This window comes from Escherichia sp. MOD1-EC6819, assembly GCF_002965765.1.
Lineage (GTDB): Bacteria > Pseudomonadota > Gammaproteobacteria > Enterobacterales > Enterobacteriaceae > Escherichia > Escherichia ruysiae.
In genome coordinates this window covers 136,465-157,743 of the sequence record NZ_PTRG01000009.1, presented here as the reverse complement: position 1 = coordinate 157,743, position 21,279 = coordinate 136,465, and the positions used below count along the sequence as shown (strand labels likewise).

The following is a 21,279-nucleotide window of genomic DNA, read 5'->3' as shown; positions in this document are numbered from 1 at the left end:
AGGAGGTTGTAACATCCTCCGGCTACCTGTTTAACCGATCGTCATTAAACTGGCGTTACCGCCAGCGGCAGCGGTATTCACACTCAGCGAACGTTCGATATACAGCCGTTCCAGCAGGATATTGCTTTCGCCACGGGCAAAACCTTGCACCGAAACAATTGCGCCATCCCGCGCGGCAACGGCTTCACACAATGCGCGAAGCTGATCCGAATCACCGTGGAAGATCACCGCATCAAACGGTTGAGCGGTTATATTTTCCGCTTTCGCCAGTTGAATACGTTCGCTGACTGCCGATGGCAATGCCTTCACTAACTGACGATGCAGCGCGTCATCCGGCCACAGTACCTGGCTGCCCACCGCCAGCACGGCGGCGAGCTGAGTCAGCGCATCCTGTTCATCATCCGCGATACACAATACGCGCTCACGCGGCAGCAGCGTCCAGGTGTTGCGTTCACCCGTCGGCCCCGGCAGCAATCGTTGTGTTCCTGCCTGCGCCAGCTCGCCATATTGCGTACATAACGCCTGCAATTCTGCCCGGTTTGCCGCCCATTCCCGCAGTGCATTCAGTGGCTGAGTCAATGCGGCTTTCAACTGTGCATCGACCGGATACTCTGCATCCTGACGCGCGAGTGTCACCGCCAGCGCGCTTTCCGGGCGATTCGCCAGCAGACGGTAGAGATAGAGCGGACCACCTGCTTTCGGACCTGTACCGGACAACCCTTCGCCGCCGAACGGCTGCACACCAACCACCGCACCAACCATATTGCGATTAACATACAAATTACCGACATGCGCCGAGCCAGTGACCTGGGCAATGGTTTCATCAATACGCGTATGGACGCCGAGCGTCAGACCATAACCGGAAGCGTTAATCTGCTCGATCAGCTCCGGCAATTGATTACGGTTGTAGCGCACCACATGCAGCACCGGACCAAAGACCTCTTTTTGCAATTCGGCAAAGTCATCCAGTTCGATCAGCGTCGGAGCAACAAAAGTGCCGCTTTGCCATTCACGGGCATCTTCGCTGTTTTCCCGCACCGCCTGGAACACCGGACGGCCTTTGCTGCGCATGGTCTGAATATGACGCTCAATATTGGTTTTCGCTTCGCTATCAATTACCGGCCCGATATCGGTGGTCAAGCGACCTGGATTACCCATTCGGCACTCAGCCATTGCGCCGCGCAGCATTTTCAGCGTGTGGTCGGCAATCTCATCTTGCAGGCACAGTACACGCAGCGCCGAACAACGCTGACCTGCACTGTCGAACGCCGAAGCCAGTACATCCACGACGACCTGTTCGGTCAGTGCTGAAGAATCGACAATCATCGCGTTCATGCCGCCGGTTTCAGCAATGAGCGGAATGGGGCGACCCTGAGCGTCCAGGCGGCTGGCGATATTGCGTTGCAGTAACGTGGCGACTTCGGTTGAACCGGTAAACATCACCCCGCGCACGCGATCATCCCCCGTCAGTTGCGCACCTACGGTTTCACCCTGACCTGGCAGCAACTGCACTACGCCTGGCGGTACACCCGCTTCCAGCAAAATGGCGATCCCTTGCGCGGCAATCAGCGGCGTTTGTTCTGCCGGTTTTGCCAGTACGCTGTTACCTGCCGCCAGTGCGGCAGCGATCTGCCCGGTGAAAATCGCCAGCGGGAAGTTCCACGGGCTGATACACACCACAGGCCCTAATGGACGGTGGGTTTCGTTAGCGAAATCATCCCGCACCTGTCCCGCGTAATAGTGGAGAAAATCGACGGCTTCACGCACTTCGGCGATGGCGTTACTGAAGGTTTTTCCGGCTTCACGCACCAGAATACCAATCAGTTGCTGCATCTGGCTTTCCATCAGCACGGCAGCGCGATGCAATATCGCCGCACGTTCAGCCGGAGGAGTGGCAAACCAGATTGGCGCGTTATTAACCGCATTTTCCAGTGCCTGTTCCACTTCACGCGGCGTGGCTTCACGCACATAGCCAACGATATCTTTTGGTTCTGCCGGGTTAATAACGGGCGACATTTCACCTGTCGAAACCGGCTGTTCCAGCATTGGCTGGGCCTGCCATTTTTGCAGTGCGCTGTTGAGCAGGGCAGAGGAGAGCGATGCCAGACGATGTTCATTAGCAAGATCTAATCCTGCCGAGTTATCGCGCCCCTGACCGTAAAGATCGCGCGGCAGGGGAATTTTCGGATGCGGTAAGCCTGTTTGCCCTTCCTGTTGCGCAATTTTTTCTACAGCCGCGACCGGATCGGCAACCAGTTCATCCAGCGGCAAAGAGGTATCAGCAATACGGTTAACAAACGAGGTGTTGGCACCATTTTCCAGCAGGCGACGCACCAGATACGCCAGCAGCGTTTCATGTGTGCCGACAGGGGCATAAATACGACACGGACGATTAAGTTTACCGTCGGCGATTTTCCCGGTGACCTGCTCATACAGTGGCTCGCCCATACCATGCAGGCACTGGAACTCGTACTGACCCGGGTAGTAGTTTTGACCCGCCAGTTGATAAATTGCCGCCAGCGTATGGGCGTTGTGCGTCGCGAACTGCGGATAAATTAAATTCGGCACCGCCAGCAGCTTTTTCGCACAGGCGAGATAAGAAACGTCGGTATACACCTTACGGGTATAAACTGGATAACCTTCAAGGCCGTCCATTTGCGCACGCTTGATTTCACTGTCCCAGTACGCGCCTTTCACCAGGCGAATCATCAGACGGCGACGGCTGCGGGTGGCGAGATCAATCAGGTAATCGATCACCAGCGGGCAGCGTTTCTGATAAGCCTGAATAACAAAACCGATGCCGTTCCAGCCTGCCAGTTCAGGCTCGAAACAGAGTTTTTCCAGCAAATCGAGGGAGATCTCCAGACGATCGGCCTCTTCGGCGTCAATGTTGATACCAATATCGTACTGACGCGCCAGCAGGGTTAATGATTTCAGACGCGGGTAAAGCTCTTCCATTACCCGGTCGTACTGGGCGCGGCTGTAGCGCGGATGCAGCGCCGACAGCTTGATTGAAATGCCCGGCCCTTCATAGATGCCACGACCGTTGGACGCTTTACCAATGGCGTGAATCGCCTGCTGATAGGACACCATATACGCCTGCGCATCTGCGGCGGTCAGCGCGGCTTCGCCGAGCATATCGTAAGAGTAACGGAAACCTTTCTCTTCCAGCTTGCGGGCATTGGCTAATGCTTCCGCGATGGTCTCACCGGTGACAAACTGTTCGCCCATCAGGCGCATCGCCATATCCACACCTTTGCGGATCAGTGGTTCACCGCTCTTACCGATAATGCGGTTCAGCGAACGGGAGAGGCTGGCTTCGTTATGGGTAGAAACCAGTTTGCCGGTAAACAGCAGCCCCCAGGTGGCGGCATTTACAAACAAAGACGGGCTACGACCAATATGTGACTGCCAGTTACCGTTGCTGATTTTGTCGCGAATTAACGCGTCACGGGTGGCTTTGTCGGGAATACGCAATAACGCTTCTGCCAGACACATCAGCGCCACGCCTTCCTGCGATGACAGTGAAAACTCCTGCAATAATCCCTGAACCATGCCTGCGCGACCACTGGCGTTTTTTTGATTACGCAGTTTATCTGCCAGTTGATATGCCAGTTTGTGCGCCTGTTCCGCAACCGGCTGCGGCAGACGAGCTTGTTCCAGCAGCATAGAAACCGCTTCGGTTTCCGGGCGGCGATAGGCAGCGGTGATGGCAGCACGGGAAACTGACTGCGGCAAAATTTGCTCGGCAAAATCGAGGAATGGCTGGTGTGGTTCCTCTGCCGGAGTCGGTGCTTCATCGCTCTCATTGGCAGCGCCAGAAAGCAGCGCAGGCAGCTCCGGCAGGGTATCGCTGTTCTCCAGTTGTTCAAGATAAGAAAAAATCGCCTGCTTAATTAACCAGTGTGGCGTGCGATCGATACGTGTCGCGGCAGACTTAATACGCTCACGCGTCGCGTCGTCCAGCTTAACCCCCATGGTGGTGGTTCCCATGCCATTACTCCTGTTGTTCTGAAAGGTGCAACTTAACGTTATTGTGAAATATCTATTATGTTGCAACTTTGTGCAACCATGTTAAATGTGACTTACGTAGCAAGCTTAAAAATGAATTAAATGTTAATAAAAGAAATCGATATGACAGGGAATAAAAAAATAACGCAGACTTTTTCTCTGCGGCAGTTAACATTTTTGACAGGTGCAACCGCAAAAAATGTGAGGGAGTGCAACCTGATGAAAAATAGTATCGCTGGGCACTAAAATTTAATGTAAATGATGTGTTAAATCGATTGTGAATAACCAACGCTTCCGGCAGGATACGGTCGCCCTGGTAAACATAAACTCTGTTACCCCGTTCCGGTGGCAGATATAACGGCAAGTTTCGACATTGCCGATAATAATTTTTTGGAGACTTTAGATGGCTATTAGCACACCGATGTTGGTGACATTTTGTGTCTATATCTTTGGCATGATATTGATTGGGTTTATCGCCTGGCGATCAACTAAAAACTTTGACGACTATATTCTGGGCGGTCGCAGCCTTGGGCCGTTTGTGACGGCGTTATCGGCGGGTGCGTCGGATATGAGCGGCTGGCTGTTAATGGGGTTGCCGGGCGCGGTGTTTCTTTCCGGGATTTCTGAAAGCTGGATCGCTATTGGCCTGACATTAGGCGCATGGATTAACTGGAAGCTGGTGGCCGGGCGGTTGCGTGTGCATACCGAATACAACAATAACGCCTTAACCTTGCCGGATTATTTCACCGGGCGCTTTGAAGATAAAAGCCGTATTTTGCGTATTATCTCCGCGCTGGTTATTTTGCTGTTCTTCACCATTTATTGCGCTTCGGGCATTGTGGCAGGCGCGCGTCTGTTTGAAAGCACCTTTGGCATGAGCTACGAAACGGCTCTGTGGGCAGGTGCAGCGGCGACCATCCTTTATACCTTTATTGGTGGGTTCCTCGCGGTGAGCTGGACCGATACCGTACAGGCCAGTCTGATGATTTTTGCCCTGATCCTGACGCCGGTTATCGTCATTATCAGCGTCGGTGGTTTTGGTGACTCGCTGGAAGTGATCAAACAAAAGAGCATCGAAAACGTTGATATGCTCAAAGGGCTGAACTTTGTTGCCATTATCTCACTGATGGGTTGGGGGCTGGGTTACTTCGGGCAGCCGCACATCCTGGCGCGTTTTATGGCGGCAGATTCTCACCACAGCATTGTCCATGCGCGTCGTATCAGTATGACCTGGATGATCCTCTGCCTGGCAGGGGCGGTGGCTGTCGGCTTCTTTGGGATTGCTTACTTTAACGATCATCCGGCGTTGGCTGGTGCGGTAAATCAGAACGCTGAGCGCGTGTTTATCGAACTGGCGCAAATTCTGTTTAACCCGTGGATTGCCGGGATCCTGCTGTCGGCGATTCTGGCTGCGGTGATGTCAACGTTAAGCTGCCAGCTGCTGGTATGTTCCAGTGCGATTACCGAAGATCTGTACAAAGCGTTTCTGCGTAAACATGCCAGCCAGAAAGAGCTGGTGTGGGTAGGGCGTGTGATGGTGCTGGTGGTGGCGTTGGTGGCCATTGCGCTGGCGGCGAACCCGGAAAACCGCGTGCTGGGGCTGGTGAGCTACGCGTGGGCAGGCTTTGGCGCGGCGTTTGGTCCAGTGGTGCTGTTCTCGGTGATGTGGTCACGCATGACGCGCAACGGTGCGCTGGCGGGGATGATCATCGGTGCGCTGACGGTTATCGTCTGGAAGCAGTTCGGCTGGCTGGGGCTGTACGAAATTATTCCGGGCTTTATCTTCGGCAGTATCGGGATTGTGGTGTTCAGTTTGCTGGGTAAAGCGCCGTCAGCGGCGATGCAAAAACGTTTTGCTGAAGCAGATGCGCATTATCATTCGGCGCCGCCGTCACGGTTGCAGGAAGGTTAAGGGAAGGCGTTTTACCGAAAATCCCACGTCATAATGGGAAGCAGAAGAGGGCAATCAGTGATTGCCCTCTGTGTTTTCTCGCAAAAAAAATTTTACATTTCCTCATCATTATCACTACATTCCGCTTGTGTTTTTCTCCGCCGTAATGATAATCGCTATCACTGCGATTTACTTTTCTTTGCATAGATTGATTCAGAAAAACGTTTAAGGGTGGGTGGCATGTTTGTTCCGTTTCTCATTATGTTGCGCGAAGGACTTGAAGCCGCGCTGATTGTCAGTTTGATTGCCAGCTATCTTAAGCGTACCCAGCGAGGCCGATGGATTGGTGTGATGTGGGTTGGCGTGTTGCTTGCCGCTGCGTTGTGCCTGGGGCTGGGTATCTTCATTAACGAAACTACCGGCGAATTTCCGCAAAAAGAACAGGAACTGTTCGAAGGTATCGTGGCGGTGATCGCCGTGGTGATCCTCACCTGGATGGTTTTCTGGATGCGCAAAGTGTCGCGCAACGTCAAAGTGCAACTGGAGCAGGCGGTCGATAGCGCATTGCAGCGCGGGAATCATCACGGCTGGGCGCTGGTGATGATGGTCTTTTTTGCCGTTGCAAGGGAAGGGCTGGAGTCGGTCTTTTTCCTGCTGGCGGCATTTCAACAAGATGTCGGGATCTGGCCGCCACTCGGCGCAATGCTTGGCCTCGCCACTGCCGTGGTGCTTGGTTTCCTGCTCTACTGGGGCGGTATTCGCCTCAATCTTGGCGCATTTTTCAAATGGACCAGCCTGTTTATTCTCTTCGTCGCCGCAGGGCTGGCAGCTGGTGCTATTCGCGCATTTCATGAAGCCGGATTGTGGAACCACTTTCAGGAAATCGCCTTCGATATGAGCGCGGTGCTGTCAACTCACTCGCTGTTTGGCACGCTGATGGAAGGGATTTTTGGTTATCAGGAAGCGCCGAGCGTCAGCGAAGTCGCCGTCTGGTTTATTTATCTCATCCCGGCGCTGGTGGCGTTTGCTCTGCCGCCACGTGCAGGGGCGACAGCGTCTCGCTCCGCGTAACAAATACGACGCAAACTCTTGCTTAGTTACAACATACTTTAAAGGGATAGTCTCGTCATGACCATTAACTTCCGTCGTAGCGCACTGCAATTAAGCGTGGCTGCGCTGTTCTCTTCTGCTTTTATGGCTAACGCCGCCGATATTCCGCAAGTCAAAGTGACCGTGACGGATAAGCAGTGCGAACCGATGACCATTACGGTTAACGCCGGGAAAACACAGTTCATTATTCAGAACCACAGCCAGAAGGCGCTGGAGTGGGAGATCCTCAAAGGCGTGATGGTGGTGGAAGAGCGGGAAAATATCGCCCCTGGCTTTAGCCAGAAAATGACGGCGAATTTACAGCCTGGTGAATACGATATGACCTGCGGTCTGCTGACTAACCCGAAAGGGAAGTTGATCGTCAAAGGCGAGGCGACAGCGGATGCGGCGCAAAGTGATGCACTGTTAAGCCTCGGCGGTGCAATTACCGCATATAAGGCGTATGTCATGGCGGAAACCACGCAGCTGGTGACCGACACTAAAGCCTTTACCGACGCCATTAAAGCGGGCGATATCGAAAAAGCGAAAGCACTGTATGCACCGACGCGCCAGCACTATGAGCGCATTGAACCGATCGCTGAACTGTTCTCCGATCTGGATGGCAGCATTGACGCCCGTGAGGATGATTACGAGCAAAAAGCCGCCGACCCAAAATTCACCGGTTTCCACCGTCTGGAAAAAGCCTTGTTTGGCGACAACACCACCAAAGGAATGGATCAGTACGCTGACCAGCTTTATACCGATGTGGTTGATTTGCATAAACGCATCAGTGAACTGGCTTTCCCCCCTTCAAAAGTGGTCGGCGGCGCAGCGGGACTGATTGAGGAAGTGGCAGCCAGCAAAATCAGCGGTGAAGAAGATCGCTACAGCCACACCGATCTGTGGGATTTCCAGGCTAACGTTGAAGGCTCGCAGAAAATTGTCGATCTGCTGCGTCCACAACTGCAAAAAGCTAACCCGGAATTGCTGGCAAAAGTCGATGCCAACTTCAAAAAGGTCGATACCATTCTGGCGAAATACCGTACCAAAGACGGTTTTGAAACTTACGACAAGCTGACCGATGCTGACCGTAATGCGCTAAAAGGCCCGATTACCGCGCTGGCGGAAGATCTGGCGCAACTTCGCGGTGTGCTGGGGCTGGACTAAGCGTTATGCAGTATGAAGATGAAAACGGCGTGAATGAACCGTCACGCCGACGTTTACTGAAAGGGATTGGCGCGCTGGCGCTGGCGGGGAGTTGCCCGGTCGCTCATGCACAAAAAACGCAAAGTGCGCCGGGTACGCTTTCGCCGGATGCGCGCAATGAGAAACAGCCTTTTTATGGCGAACATCAGGCGGGGATTGTGACGCCACAGCAGGCCGCAATGATGCTGGTGGCGTTTGATGTGCTTGCCAGTGATAAAGCCGATCTTGAGCGGTTGTTTCGCTTGTTGACTCAGCGTTTTGCTTTTCTGACTCAGGGAGGAGCGGCACCAGAAACACCAAATCCGCGCCTGCCGCCACTCGATTCCGGCATTCTCGGCGGCTACATTGCGCCCGATAATCTCACCATCACGTTGTCTGTTGGTCACTCGTTGTTTGATGAGCGGTTTGGCCTTGCGCCACAGATGCCGAAAAAGTTGCAGAAGATGACGCGTTTCCCCAACGACTCGCTTGATGCAGCGTTATGTCATGGAGATGTGTTGCTACAGATTTGCGCCAACACCCAGGACACGGTGATCCATGCGCTGCGCGATATCATTAAACACACGCCGGATTTGCTCAGCGTGCGCTGGAAGCGGGAAGGGTTTATTTCCGATCATGCGGCGCGAAGTAAAGGCAAAGAGACGCCAATTAATTTGCTGGGCTTCAAAGACGGCACTGCTAATCCCGACAGCCATAATGCGAAGTTGATGCAAAAAGTGGTGTGGGTCACGGCAGATCAGCAGGAACCTGCCTGGACCATCGGCGGCAGCTACCAGGCGGTGCGGTTGATTCAGTTTCGGGTGGAGTTTTGGGACAGAACGCCACTGAAAGAACAGCAGACGATTTTTGGTCGTGATAAGCAAACCGGTGCTCCGCTGGGAATGCAGCACGAGCATGATGTGCCCGATTACGCCAGCGATCCTGAAGGTAAGGTGATTGCGCTGGACAGCCATATCCGGCTGGCGAATCCGCGCACGCCAGAGAGTGAGTCCAGCCTGATGTTGCGCCGTGGCTACAGTTATTCACTGGGCGTCACCAACTCCGGGCAACTGGATATGGGGCTACTGTTCGTTTGCTACCAACACGATCTGGAAAAGGGCTTTCTGACAGTACAAAAAAGACTGAATGGCGAGGCGCTGGAGGAATACGTCAAACCTATCGGTGGCGGTTATTTCTTTGCATTGCCAGGGGTGAAGGACACGAACGATTATCTCGGAAGCGCATTATTGCGGGTTTAATGTTTTTAGGCGGATAGGCGTTTACGCCGCATCCGACGTTCGTGCGCTGATGCCTGATGCGACGCTTGCGCGTCTTATCAGGCCTACAATCGGTGCCGGATCGGTAGGCAGAATAAGGCGTTCACGCCGCATCCGGCAAGCACAAGGCTCATTTTACCAGCAAACGCGAATCCTGCTGAAAGTACACAGCTTTTACCATCACTGTCATCACTCTGTCATCTTTCCAGTAGAAGCTAATGCCATCTAAATGGTGCTTTATGGTTAAATATAAGTAAATATATTGTTGCAACAAATGCGAAAACTGTTGTACTTATTAAGTAACAGCGGTAGTTCCCGGCAGTGATAGTCAGTCACTATGGAGATCGCGGATGGTAACGTCCTGTACTGGACAATGTTTTGTTAAGCAACGCTCCACCACTCGCGGAGATTTCTCCTCCGGTAGTCATCTCGTCACTCTGTATTTTTACCCACTTCCTTTCTTTATTCGTGTTACCGACGCCTTTAACGGTGCGCGTAGCCGTTTTCGGTGTTATTTCCAAAAGCAAACTATGGCTTACAAGGAAGCCAACCCTCTGATGTTCGTGCGCATAATCGCGCTGCCAACGGCGCGTGTGATGAATACAAACAACTCAAGGTGCTCTCCATGGGAAGACAAAAAGCAGTGATCAAAGCTCGTCGCGAGGCAAAACGTGTGCTGAGACGGGATTCGCGCAGCCATAAACAGCGTGAAGAAGAATCGGTCACCTCGCTTGTGCAGATGAGCGGCGTAGAAGCCATTGGCATGGCTCGCGACAGTCGCGATACCTCGCCAATCCTCGCGCGAAATGAAGCGCAATTGCACTATCTGAAGGCTATTGAGAGTAAGCAACTGATATTCGCCACGGGCGAAGCCGGGTGTGGTAAAACCTGGATCAGTGCGGCAAAAGCGGCAGAAGCCCTGATACATAAGGATGTCGACAGGATTATCGTCACCCGTCCTGTTCTGCAAGCCGATGAAGATCTTGGCTTCTTACCTGGAGATATTGCAGAAAAGTTTGCTCCTTATTTTCGTCCGGTCTACGACGTGCTGGTTCGGCGGTTGGGCGCTTCCTTTATGCAATACTGCCTGCGGCCGGAGATAGGGAAGGTCGAAATCGCGCCGTTCGCCTATATGCGTGGACGTACATTTGAAAATGCGGTCGTCATTCTTGATGAGGCGCAGAATGTGACTGCCGCACAAATGAAAATGTTTTTAACCCGTCTGGGGGAGAACGTGACGGTTATTGTTAACGGAGATATTACACAGTGCGATTTACCTCGCGGTGTGCGCTCCGGCTTAAGTGACGCGCTGGAACGTTTCGAAGAAGATGAAATGGTCGGGATTGTCCGATTCGGTAAAGAGGATTGCGTGCGTTCGGCACTTTGCCAACGTACGCTACATGCCTATAGTTGAGAGTTTTAATGGTACAAAGCCCTGGCGTGGAGTGCACCCCAAAAGTTGGACACCCAACTGAGTAAGGTGCAGTCCACTCACTGTGTTCGCGGACTGTCGCCAGTTGTCGAACCCCTGTCGGGGCTTCTCATCCCCCCGGTGCGTGCAATATGCGAAAAAAAAGCCCGTACTTACGTACGGGCTCTTCTTAAAAGATGGCGGTGAGGGGGGGATTCGAACCCCCGATACGTTGCCGTATACACACTTTCCAGGCGTGCTCCTTCAGCCACTCGGACACCTCACCAAATTGTCGTTCCTGTCTTGCTGGAACGGGCGCTAATTTAGGGAAATCACGGCCTGAGGTCAACAAACTTTTTTAAAAAATAGCGCGTTTATTCAAACTTCAATCAATCTGCGCTTTTAGTAAGCAGAGTTTGCTTTTTTTGCCACCGGTAGTGGATTTGTTATGCTGAGGTGCTTTGTAGATCATAATGATAAGTGCGGGTAAATTCCGCACAACCGCTTTCGGGAGTTAGTATGGATATCATTTTTTATCATCCTGTGTTCGATACCGCCTGGTGGATTGATGCGCTGGGTAAAGCTATTCCTCAGGCCAGAGTCAGAGCATGGAAAACCGGTGATAATCATCCTGCGGATTATGCTTTGGTCTGGCATCCGCCTGTTGAAATGTTGGCAGGTCGTGACCTTAAGGCCGTGTTCGCATTGGGTGCCGGTGTTGATTCGATTTTGAGTAAATTACAGACGTACCCTGAAATGCTGAAACCGTCTATTCCGCTTTTTCGTCTGGAAGATACCGGTATGGGCGAGCAAATGCAGGAATATGCTGTCAGTCAGGTGCTCCATTGGTTCAGACGTTTTGACGATTATCGAGCGCAGCAAAATGCTTCGTTTTGGCAACCTCTGCCTGAGTATCAACGGGAAGATTTTACTATCGGCATCCTGGGGGCTGGCGTATTAGGCAGTAAAGTCGCACAGAGCTTGCAGACCTGGCGTTTTCCGCTGCGTTGCTGGAGCCGTAGCCATAAAAGCTGGCCCGGTGTACAAAGTTTTGCCGGAACTGAAGAGTTGGGCAAATTTTTGAGTCAATGTCGTGTATTAATTAATCTGTTACCGAATACGCCTGAAACCGTCGGCATTATTAATCAACAATTATTAGAAAAATTACCGGATGGCGCATATCTCCTCAACCTGGCGCGTGGCGTTCATGTGGTAGAAGATGACCTGCTTGCGGCGCTGGATAGCGGTAAAGTTAAAGCGGCGATGCTGGATGTTTTTAATCGTGAACCTTTACCGCCTGAAAGTCCGCTCTGGCAACATCCACGCGTGACAATAACACCACATGTTGCAGCCATTACCCGACCCGTTGAAGCGGTGGAGTACATTGCTCGCGCCATTACACAACTCGAAAAAGGGAAGACGGTCAGCGGACAAGTCGACCGTGTACGAGGCTACTAATAAACCATACGGATTCCTGCTATCCTTGGCGGGAATTGAATACAGGAGAGAGTTATGTATCCCGTCGACCTTCATATGCATACCGTTGCCAGTACACATGCATATAGCACATTAAGTGATTACATTGCCCAGGCCAAACAGAAAGGCATTAAACTTTTTGCGATCACCGATCATGGCCCTGATATGGAAGATGCACCGCATCACTGGCACTTCATTAATATGCGTATCTGGCCGCGAGTCGTCGATGGGGTGGGGATCCTGCGTGGCATCGAAGCCAATATCAAAAATATTGATGGTGAAATTGATTGCAGCGGCAAAATGTTTGACTCACTGGATCTGATCATTGCTGGTTTTCATGAACCGGTTTTTGCGCCGCATGATGAAGCTACGAATACTCAGGCCATGATTGCCGCGATGGCGAGTGGGCATGTGCACGTGGTTAGCCATCCCGGAAATCCACGATATCCAATTGATTTTAAAGCTGTTGCTGAAGCTGCTGCTAAGTATCAGGTGGCGCTGGAAATCAATAACTCCTCATTCTTACATTCGCGTAAGGGCAGTGAAGATAACTGCCGTGCGGTTGCCGCTGCGGTGCGCGATGCCGGAGGTTGGGTCGCGTTAGGATCGGATTCTCATACCGCTTTTACCATGGGCGATTTTGAAGAATGCCGTAAGATCCTCGACGCAGTGGATTTTCCGGAAGAGAGAATATTGAATGTTTCGCCACGCCGTTTGCTGAATTTCCTTGAATCTCGCGGTATGGCGCCGATTGCGGAATTTGCTGATCTTTAATTGCTATTAACGGAAATAAATTAATGAACGAGTTTTCTATCCTGTGTCGTGTGCTGGGTTCGCTCTATTACCGTCAACCGCAGGATCCTTTACTGGTTCCGCTGTTTACCTTAATTCGTGAAGGGAAACTGGCGGCGAACTGGCCGCTGGAACAGGATGAATTGCTGGCGCGTTTGCAGAAAAGCTGTGATATGGCGCAAGTTTCTGCCGATTACAATGCATTATTCGTCGGTGATGAATGCGCAGTTTCACCTTATCGCAGCACCTGGGTTGAGGGCGCCACAGAAACAGAAGTCCGTACTTTCCTTTCCGAACGCGGTATGCCGTTAGCGGATACGCCAGCCGATCACATTGGTACTTTGCTGCTGGCCGCTTCCTGGCTGGAAGATCAGTCAACAGAGGATGAAAGCGAAGCTCTGGAAACACTGTTTAGCGAGTATCTGTTGCCCTGGTGCGGCGCATTTCTCGGTAAAGTTGAGGCTCATGCGACTACACCGTTCTGGCGCACCATGGCACCGCTAACCCGCGATGCAATCAGCGCAATGTGGGATGAACTTGAGGAAGAATCAGAGGAATAAATGTGATCGGAATCACTCATTACTGCAATCTATATATAGCTGTTGCATAAAATGTGTGCTCGATCTCATTCATAGTCGCGTTTTCTGCTATCATGCGCGGCATGAACATACTTCTCTCTATTGCAATCACAACAGGCATTCTCTCCGGTATCTGGGGCTGGGTGGCTGTTTCCCTTGGCTTACTTAGCTGGGCAGGTTTCCTGGGCTGTACGGCCTACTTTGCCTGTCCGCAAGGTGGGCTAAAAGGGCTGGCTATTTCCGCTGCAACACTGCTTAGCGGCGTGGTGTGGGCGATGGTTATTATTTACGGCAGTGCTCTGGCACCACATCTGGAAATTCTCGGTTATGTCATAACCGGTATTGTCGCTTTTCTGATGTGTATTCAGGCGAAACAGGTATTGTTGTCGTTTGTTCCGGGGACGTTTATTGGCGCATGTGCGACGTTTGCCGGGCAAGGGAACTGGAAGCTGGTGCTACCTTCGCTGGCGCTTGGGCTGGTGTTTGGTTACGCAATGAAAAACAGCGGTCTTTGGCTGGCGGCGCGCAGTGCTAAGTCCGCTCACCGTGAGCAACAAGTCAAAAATAAAGCGTGAGGAGCACTCACGCTTTAGATTGAATCGTAAAGGGCCGGAATAAACTCCGGCTTTTTTATGTATCAGGATTCCGGTGGTACTGATAAGTGACGGTATTTCACCAGAATGTCATTCTGCCGCTCTGATTTATTCTGTAAATCCCACAAGCCACGGTCGATGCCGTCGTTAATCAGGAAGATAACGCCTGTTTCGATGGCGGACATTAGACAGAGCATAACCGGTTCGTTAGAGGTATAACCCACTTCCCCTTCCAGTAACCGCTGGTAGTCAATAAAGCGGAAGACACCCGCCTGGACTTCATAGGAAAGGATCGTCTTACTGGTGTTCACCGAAGAGAGGATCTCACCGGTACTTACATTGACGACGCGCAGGTTCACGGCAATCTGATCAAGTTGGTATTGCGTATCTGCACCAATACCAAAATATCTCGCCCCAACACCGCCCGATTTGACGTTGCTTTCATAACCAATAATAGAGCCTTCAACCATGATATTGGCTGCGGTCAACGATTGAAGCGGGATTCGGTTGTTTACCGCGACAGTGCCGTTTTCCTGTGCCGCACGAATAATCTTGCGTTCGTTGAGCAGGTTTTGTAAGCCCTGACGTTCCAGCGGTATAAACCAGCGAGAATCTTTCAATGCCGTGACCAGCATCGCAGTGGCGCTTTGCGGAACAGCAGTGGAGAAGTTACTCGCCGGGTAGGGTTTAAATTGCCCGGTTTCGTCCTGAATGTTGTATACCGAAACAAAGATCTTACCCGTTGGCGCTGGCAGGTGGGTCAAATCTTTGTAGCTCTGGGCACGAGGCATTAATGTCGGTCTGGCGGCTTCTTTAGGTGGGGCGGTTAAGCATCCGCTCAGCAACATGACGGCAACCAAAACAAATAAGCGCTGCATGATTATTTTCCTTATGAAGCTGGGGCTTAAAAATCGGTTGAGTTATTTTGTAAACCCGAAACCTGGATGGTCGAGGTTTGTCCTGTCTTGCGATCCGTCACATTCAACTGCAATTGACCATCGCGGTTGGCAATATCAACAATATATTCATTGGTTACCATTCTCCCTGGCTGACCCGTGTTAATATTCGACAACAGTCCACCTAAAATTTGGGACTGAATGGCCTGAGTAAAGTTATCTAACGCCGATGGCGTTTCAATACCAAAGTCATCGTCATAGCTCGGATCTTTATACGAGTTCTGTGCCTGGGCACTATTTAATAAAAAAGCGCCGTTATTCGGGTTACCACCAAAGTTTGGATTGCGGAACTGGAAAGTCATATTTCCTGCCCAACTTAATGGTGAAATAAGCATGAGTAGAACTACTGCATGTTTGACACGCATTGCAGCCTCCGAACAATTTTTTATTTAAAATTCATCATGCGCCAAATCGCCCGTACTCAATAACGCCTGATTTATCTGGCGACGATTTAGTGCTTCTTCAGTTTGAATCAGTGCAAAGACAACAGTTTTCTCGAAGTCTCTTTTCAATGGGAATAAAAATGTCTGGAAAATAACGTCCTGATTCACCGTTATTGTGATCCAGCTTCCCCATCGTGCACTGGGTCTTTCATTAATTGTTAAGTTACCGGTGTAGTCACTTTCCCATTTATCACTAAAGGCACGGTAAAAATCATGGCCAATAGAGGAAACAGTATGGTCAGTTAACAATCCCGGTACTTCTACTTCAACGGCGTGAACATTTCCCGCAGCGAAGAGAAGTTCTACTGCTACAATCCAGCATAAATAACGTTTCATGGCTTTATCGCCTGAGGTTATCGTTTGCCCATGAGACCGCTTGTGTTCGGTTTTTAACTGCTATCTTTTTGAAAAGATTATAAAGATGCGTTTTTACCGTGTTTTCGCTGATGAACAGCGAACGAGCAATCTCGTTATTGGAGGCGCCGATACGCAGCTTATTAAGGATCTCTTTTTCCCTATGAGTAAGGAGGGCAGATTCCGTGCTGTTATAACGATAGTTACCGGAATGTGTAATCAAGTAACTGGCAAGCTTTTGCGTAAAGTAGCATTCACCACGTAAGACGCCTTGCAACCCATTGACTACGCGTTCTTGATCCTCCATGGCGTAAAAAACACCATTGATATGCGGCCAGTTTTCAATGTCGCGGTACGGGTAATCATCTGGAGTATTTAACAACAGCGTTTTAATGTTGTTGTGTTTTCTGCTTAATGTATCCTGCCAGTAATGAATGAGCTTTTTATCTGCTTCCATCATATCCAACAGAATAATGCAGCCAGAAGATATATCGTCCAGAGAACGTTGAATATTATGCAGTTTTCCTGTGATTGCCAGCGATTGTTTTAAATGCTGCAATAACGCGGTCGCCTGCAAAGAAGGTTTAGTGATCAACAGTAATGTATGACCATGAATACTATGGACTTCATTAAACATGATGAAACCCCGCTTTTTTTATTAATCGCACACCTGACAGCTGCCTTTATAAAATAGAGGCACCAGAAGTACTGACAGATGTTGCACTGCTGTGTGTAGTAATAAATCAACCCTAAATGGGTAAAATATAAAACTAATGGATTACATCTGATTTCAATCTAGCCATTACAAATCTTAAATCAAGTGTTAAACGTGTAACAAAATGTAATCTGGAATTTTAAAATGTTAACGCGGCGTGGTTGTGGAGTTTAGAATTGATAGAAAAGTTGTACATATGGCTTTTATTGCACAATTTTAAAAAGTCATACAAATTACGCTAAGTCCATAATTATCCATATAAAAATTATTTTCACATAGTTCTTTTGTCGTGTGAAAATTTCTTACTTTCTCTGATGTTGCCCATGGACAATTTTTTGCCGTAAAAAGACGATGTTTGTCACGGCTTGTCAAACAGACATATCGACGTAATCTTCGCGAATCATGAAGGAAGGCTGACTGTCGATTTTTTGCTGTCAAAAAACGGTACTTTAAAAGAAAACAAAATAATTTTTGCGTAAATAACAGCGTATTTGCGCGAGTTTTAATACTTTGGTATGAACAAAAAAAGCAAAATACAACGCGCGGGTGAGTTATTAAAAATATTTCCGCAGACATACTTTCCATCGTAACGCAGCGTTAACAAAAAACGGTTTGCGTTAACAACCAAGTTGAAATGATTTAATTTCTTAAATGTACGACCAGGTCCAGGGTGACAACATGAAAAACAAATTGTTATTTGTGATGTTAACAATACTGGGTGCGCCTGGGATTGCAGCCGCAGCAGGTTATGATTTAGCTAATTCAGAATATAACTTAGCGGTAAATGAATTGAGTAAGTCTTCATTTAATCAGGCAGCCATAGTTGGTCAAGCTGGTACTAATAATAGTGCACAGTTACGGCAGGGAGGCTCAAAACTTTTGTCGGTTGTTTCGCAAGAGGGTAATAGCAACCGGGCAAAGATTGACCAGACAGGAGATTATAACCTTGCATATATTGATCAGGCGGGCAATGCCAACGATGCCAGTATTTCGCAAGGCGCATATGGTAATACTGCAATGATTATCCAGAAAGGTTCTGGTAATAAAGCAAATATTACGCAGCATGGTACTCAAAAAACGGCAATTGTAGTGCAGAGACAGTCGCAAATGGCTATTCGCGTGACACAACGTTAATTTCCATTCGACTTTTAAATCAATCCGATGGGGGTTTTACATGAAACTTTTAAAAGTAGCAGCAATTGCAGCAATCGTATTCTCCGGTAGCGCTCTGGCAGGTTCTATTCCTCAGTACGGCGGTGGCGGCGGCAACCACGGTGGTGGCGGCAATAACAGCGGCCCGAATTCAGAGCTGAATATTTATCAGTACGGTGGCGGTAACTCTGCTGTTGCATTGCAGGCTGATGCCCGCAACTCTGATCTGACTATTACCCAGCACGGCGGCGGTAACGGCGCAGACGTAGGACAAGGTTCTGATGACAGCTCAATTGAACTGACCCAGCGTGGCTTCGGTAACAGCGCCACTCTTGATCAGTGGAACGGTAAAAACTCTGAAATGACTGTTAAACAGTTCGGTGGTGGCAACGGTGCAGCAGTTGACCAGACTGCATCTAACTCCAGCGTCAACGTAACTCAGGTTGGCTTTGGTAACAACGCGACCGCTCATCAGTACTAATACAGAATTTGTATGACAGAAACAGGGCGCAAGCCCTGTTTTTTTTCGGGAGAATAGTATGAACGCGTTATTACTTCTCGCGGCACTTTCCAGCCAGATAACCTTTAATACAACCCAGCAAGGTGACATGTACACCATTATTCCTGAAGTTACTCTTACGCAATCATGCTTGTGCCGGGTTCAGATATTGTCACTACGCGAAGGCAGTTCGGGACAAAGTCAGACGAAGCAAGAAAAGACCCTTTCATTACCCGCTAATCAACCCATTGCCTTGACGAAGTTGAGTTTAAATATTTCCCCGGACGATCGGGTGAAAATAGTTGTTACGGTTTCTGATGGACAGTCACTTCATTTATCACAACAATGGCCGCCCTCTTCAGGAAAGTCTTAATGTATTAATAGTTGAGCATAAAACGAGCCGGAAGAGAACGGTCTGATGCGAATCGACCAACCTGAAAGCATGGATAACCCCCTCAAGGATGATTAATCATTGAGGAAACAGAATAGATGTTCAGACCGTTGTTAAACTCCCTTATGCTCGGCAGCCTGGTTTTTCCTTTCTTTGCAACAGCGGAAAGCAATGCGCAAGGTGGCGTGATTCATTTTTATGGTCAAATCGTGGAACCCGCGTGTGACGTGAGCTCTTTGCTAACGCCAGTTGAAATGACCTGTATGCAAAATGGTCCAGTACAGAGCAAAACGTATTCCAGCAAAGAGCTAATGAGTGGCAAAGTTAAAAATGCGCAAATTGCCTCAGTAAAAGTGCAGTATCTTGATGAGCAGAAAAAGCTGGCTGTGATGAACATCGAATATAACTAAGTTTCTGAACTACTCACGTTGCTGACAAGAAAAATGCGATTTACCTAAAAACACTGCTGTACACTTAAGAAACAAGAGGGTGTAAGGAGGCGTTATGAAATCGCGTATTCATGTTGTGCAGGGTGATATTACTAAACTAGCCGTTGATGTTATTGTTAATGCGGCTAATCCGTCATTAATGGGGGGCGGCGGCGTTGATGGCGCTATTCATCGCGCAGCCGGCCCGGCGTTGCTGGATGCCTGTTTGAAAGTTCGCCAGCAACAGGGCGATTGCCCCACGGGACATGCAGTGATTACTCTTGCGGGCGATCTCCCTGCCAAAGCTGTTGTGCATACCGTTGGGCCTGTCTGGCGCGGTGGCGAACAAAACGAAGACCAGTTATTGCAGGATGCCTATCTCAATAGTCTACGACTGGTAGCGGCGAACGGCTATGCGACAGTGGCATTTCCTGCCATCAGCACCGGCGTTTATGGTTACCCGCGTGCTGCAGCGGCTGAAATAGCAGTAAAAACCGTTTCAGAATTTATTACCCGTCACGCTTTGCCTGAGCAGGTATACTTTGTCTGTTATGATGCAGAAAATGCCCACCTCTACGAAAGACTCCTTACCCAACAAGGAGATGAATGATTTGCCCCGGCTGGCGAGCGCGGTGCTGCCGCTGTGCTCGCAACATCCTGGGCAGTGCGGCATTTTCCCCCTTGATAAAAGTCTGGATGCGTTTGCTGCACGATATCGTCTGGCAGAAATGGCGGAGCATACGCTGGATGTTCAGTATTACATCTGGCAGGACGATATGTCGGGGCGATTGCTGTTTTCGGCTCTGTTAGCCGCAGCGAAGCGTGGCGTTCGCGTCCGTTTGCTGCTGGATGACAATAATACTCCCGGTCTTGATGATATTTTACGCTTGCTCGATAGTCACCCGCGTATTGAAGTTCGACTTTTCAATCCTTTCTCTTTTCGCTTGTTACGTCCGCTTGGTTATATCACCGATTTTTCCCGCCTCAATCGTCGTATGCACAATAAAAGTTTTACCGTCGATGGCGTGGTAACGCTGGTGGGCGGGCGCAACGTTGGCGATGCCTATTTCGGCGCGGGAGAAGAGCCACTTTTTTCAGATTTAGATGTCCTGGCAATAGGGCCGGTTGTTGAGGATGTTGCCGATGATTTTGCCCGCTACTGGTATTGCAAATCAGTTTCACCGTTGCAGCAGGTGCTGGATGTTCCCGATGGCGAAATGGCTGACCGTATTGAGCTACCTGCGTCCTGGTACAACGACACCGAGACACATCGCTATTTGTGCCAAATGGAGTTAAGTCCGTTTATAAATCAACTGGTTGACGGAACATTGCCGCTTATCTGGGCAAGAACGCGTTTATTAAGTGATGATCCGGCAAAAGGGGAGGGCAAGGCAAAACGGCATTCACTGTTACCGCAGCGCCTGTTCGATATCATGGGCTCCCCCAGCGAACGTATTGATATTATCTCTTCCTATTTTGTGCCAACGCGCGCGGGAGTGGCGCAGCTTTTACGAATGGTCAGAAAAGGGGTCAGGATAGCTATCTTAACCAATTCACTTGCCGCTAACGATGTCGCTGTCGTTCATGCCGGGTATGCTCGCTGGCGCAAAAAATTGCTCCGCTATGGCGTTGAGTTATATGAACTGAAACCGACGCGGGAACAAAGCAGCACGTTGCACGATCGCGGTATAACTGGTAATTCCGGCGCAAGCCTTCATGCTAAAACATTCAGTGTCGATGGCAAAATAGTGTTTATTGGCTCATTCAATTTCGATCCGCGTTCAACGCTGCTCAATACTGAAATGGGCTTCGTGATAGAGAGCGAAACGCTGGCACAATTAATCGATAAACGCTTCATTCAGAGCCAGTATGATGCGGCCTGGCAGCTCCGTCTGGATCGGTGGGGACGAATCAACTGGGTCGATCGCCATGGGAAGGAGGAAATTATCCTCAAAAAAGAACCCGCCACCAGTTTCTGGAAGCGGGTTATGGTCAGACTGGCGTCAATATTGCCCGTTGAATGGTTATTGTAAGTATG

Annotated in this window: 20 protein-coding genes and 1 tRNA gene; 15 read left to right on the top strand and 6 right to left on the bottom strand. The window is 50.0% G+C overall.

The features are described from left to right. Nucleotides 1-30: 30 nt before the first annotated feature. Complete coding sequence (putA, locus tag A7Z06_RS14670) at nt 31-3,993, bottom strand: trifunctional transcriptional regulator/proline dehydrogenase/L-glutamate gamma-semialdehyde dehydrogenase (RefSeq protein WP_105279477.1); 3,963 nt, start codon at nt 3,991-3,993, stop codon at nt 31-33. Between the two features lie 421 nt (nt 3,994-4,414). On the opposite strand from putA, the gene putP reads away from it, so the two are divergent. The 5 genes from putP (at nt 4,415) to phoH (ending at nt 10,867) form a co-directional block, all read left to right on the top strand. Next, complete coding sequence (gene putP, locus A7Z06_RS14660) at nt 4,415-5,923, top strand: sodium/proline symporter PutP (protein WP_066019061.1); 1,509 nt, start codon at nt 4,415-4,417, stop codon at nt 5,921-5,923. Between the two features lie 219 nt (nt 5,924-6,142). Next, a complete protein-coding gene (gene efeU / locus A7Z06_RS14655) occupies nt 6,143-6,973 on the top strand; it encodes an iron uptake transporter permease EfeU (RefSeq protein ID WP_000497964.1) in 831 nt (276 codons plus the stop codon). Between the two features lie 57 nt (nt 6,974-7,030). Then, entirely contained in the window at nt 7,031-8,158 is a 1,128-nt protein-coding gene (gene efeO / locus A7Z06_RS14650) for an iron uptake system protein EfeO (protein ID WP_000154420.1), read from the top strand. A gap of 5 nt (nt 8,159-8,163) precedes the next feature. Continuing rightward, nucleotides 8,164-9,435, top strand: a complete 1,272-nt coding sequence (gene efeB, locus A7Z06_RS14645; RefSeq protein WP_001199151.1) for an iron uptake transporter deferrochelatase/peroxidase subunit — start codon at nt 8,164-8,166, stop codon at nt 9,433-9,435. Nucleotides 9,436-10,078: 643 nt separating this feature from the next. Then, nucleotides 10,079-10,867 (top strand): phosphate starvation-inducible protein PhoH, encoded by a 789-nt coding sequence (gene phoH, locus A7Z06_RS14635; RefSeq protein ID WP_000533536.1) that lies wholly within the window; start codon nt 10,079-10,081, stop codon nt 10,865-10,867. A 195-nt stretch (nt 10,868-11,062) separates the two neighbouring features. Here the strand turns inward: phoH and A7Z06_RS14630 are convergent. Next, nucleotides 11,063-11,150 (bottom strand) — tRNA-Ser (locus A7Z06_RS14630). A 233-nt stretch (nt 11,151-11,383) separates the two neighbouring features. On the opposite strand from A7Z06_RS14630, the gene ghrA reads away from it, so the two are divergent. The 4 genes from ghrA to A7Z06_RS14610 all read left to right on the top strand — a co-directional run bounded on the left by ghrA (nt 11,384) and on the right by A7Z06_RS14610 (nt 14,285). Continuing rightward, the gene (gene ghrA, locus A7Z06_RS14625; protein ID WP_000351340.1) at nt 11,384-12,322 is read left to right on the top strand and encodes a glyoxylate/hydroxypyruvate reductase GhrA; all 939 of its coding nucleotides are present in this window, start codon (nt 11,384-11,386) and stop codon (nt 12,320-12,322) included. Between the two features lie 54 nt (nt 12,323-12,376). Continuing rightward, entirely contained in the window at nt 12,377-13,114 is a 738-nt protein-coding gene (locus A7Z06_RS14620) for a phosphatase (protein WP_000283652.1), read from the top strand. A gap of 23 nt (nt 13,115-13,137) precedes the next feature. Continuing rightward, nucleotides 13,138-13,692: a molecular chaperone YcdY gene (gene ycdY, locus A7Z06_RS14615; protein ID WP_001001898.1), complete on the top strand. Its 555-nt coding sequence runs from the start codon at nt 13,138-13,140 to the stop codon at nt 13,690-13,692. A gap of 101 nt (nt 13,693-13,793) precedes the next feature. Beyond that, nucleotides 13,794-14,285 carry a DUF1097 domain-containing protein gene (locus A7Z06_RS14610; protein WP_032147879.1) on the top strand — a complete coding sequence of 164 codons (492 nt, stop codon included), beginning with the start codon at nt 13,794-13,796 and terminating at the stop codon, nt 14,283-14,285. A 62-nt stretch (nt 14,286-14,347) separates the two neighbouring features. On the opposite strand, the gene csgG is transcribed toward A7Z06_RS14610, so the two are convergent. The 4 genes from csgG to csgD are packed head-to-tail and all read right to left on the bottom strand — an operon-like array spanning nt 14,348 to nt 16,693. Beyond that, nucleotides 14,348-15,181, bottom strand: a complete 834-nt coding sequence (csgG, locus tag A7Z06_RS14605; protein ID WP_001189336.1) for a curli production assembly/transport protein CsgG — start codon at nt 15,179-15,181, stop codon at nt 14,348-14,350. A 26-nt stretch (nt 15,182-15,207) separates the two neighbouring features. Then, complete coding sequence (gene csgF / locus A7Z06_RS14600) at nt 15,208-15,624, bottom strand: curli production assembly/transport protein CsgF (protein ID WP_001264078.1); 417 nt, start codon at nt 15,622-15,624, stop codon at nt 15,208-15,210. A 24-nt stretch (nt 15,625-15,648) separates the two neighbouring features. Further along, the gene (gene csgE, locus A7Z06_RS14595) at nt 15,649-16,038 is read right to left on the bottom strand and encodes a curli production assembly/transport protein CsgE (RefSeq protein WP_000833234.1); all 390 of its coding nucleotides are present in this window, start codon (nt 16,036-16,038) and stop codon (nt 15,649-15,651) included. A 4-nt stretch (nt 16,039-16,042) separates the two neighbouring features. Further along, complete coding sequence (csgD, locus tag A7Z06_RS14590) at nt 16,043-16,693, bottom strand: biofilm master transcriptional regulator CsgD (RefSeq protein ID WP_000481491.1); 651 nt, start codon at nt 16,691-16,693, stop codon at nt 16,043-16,045. A gap of 756 nt (nt 16,694-17,449) precedes the next feature. On the opposite strand from csgD, the gene csgB reads away from it, so the two are divergent. From csgB to clsC, 6 genes are all read left to right on the top strand, one after another. Further along, the gene (gene csgB / locus A7Z06_RS14580) at nt 17,450-17,905 is read left to right on the top strand and encodes a curli minor subunit CsgB (protein WP_010345644.1); all 456 of its coding nucleotides are present in this window, start codon (nt 17,450-17,452) and stop codon (nt 17,903-17,905) included. Nucleotides 17,906-17,945: 40 nt separating this feature from the next. Beyond that, the gene (gene csgA / locus A7Z06_RS14575) at nt 17,946-18,404 is read left to right on the top strand and encodes a curli major subunit CsgA (RefSeq protein WP_000771421.1); all 459 of its coding nucleotides are present in this window, start codon (nt 17,946-17,948) and stop codon (nt 18,402-18,404) included. A 58-nt stretch (nt 18,405-18,462) separates the two neighbouring features. Next, nucleotides 18,463-18,795, top strand: a complete 333-nt coding sequence (csgC, locus tag A7Z06_RS14570; RefSeq protein WP_000992819.1) for a curli assembly chaperone CsgC — start codon at nt 18,463-18,465, stop codon at nt 18,793-18,795. 116 nt (nt 18,796-18,911) lie between these two features. Beyond that, complete coding sequence (locus tag A7Z06_RS14565; protein WP_000489602.1) at nt 18,912-19,223, top strand: hypothetical protein; 312 nt, start codon at nt 18,912-18,914, stop codon at nt 19,221-19,223. Between the two features lie 94 nt (nt 19,224-19,317). After that, nucleotides 19,318-19,851 carry an O-acetyl-ADP-ribose deacetylase gene (ymdB, locus tag A7Z06_RS14560; RefSeq protein WP_000842234.1) on the top strand — a complete coding sequence of 178 codons (534 nt, stop codon included), beginning with the start codon at nt 19,318-19,320 and terminating at the stop codon, nt 19,849-19,851. Further along, nucleotides 19,793-21,274 carry a cardiolipin synthase ClsC gene (gene clsC, locus A7Z06_RS14555; protein WP_123058182.1) on the top strand — a complete coding sequence of 494 codons (1,482 nt, stop codon included), beginning with the start codon at nt 19,793-19,795 and terminating at the stop codon, nt 21,272-21,274. The genes ymdB and clsC overlap by 59 nt, the downstream gene beginning before the upstream one ends. Nucleotides 21,275-21,279 lie beyond the last annotated feature (5 nt).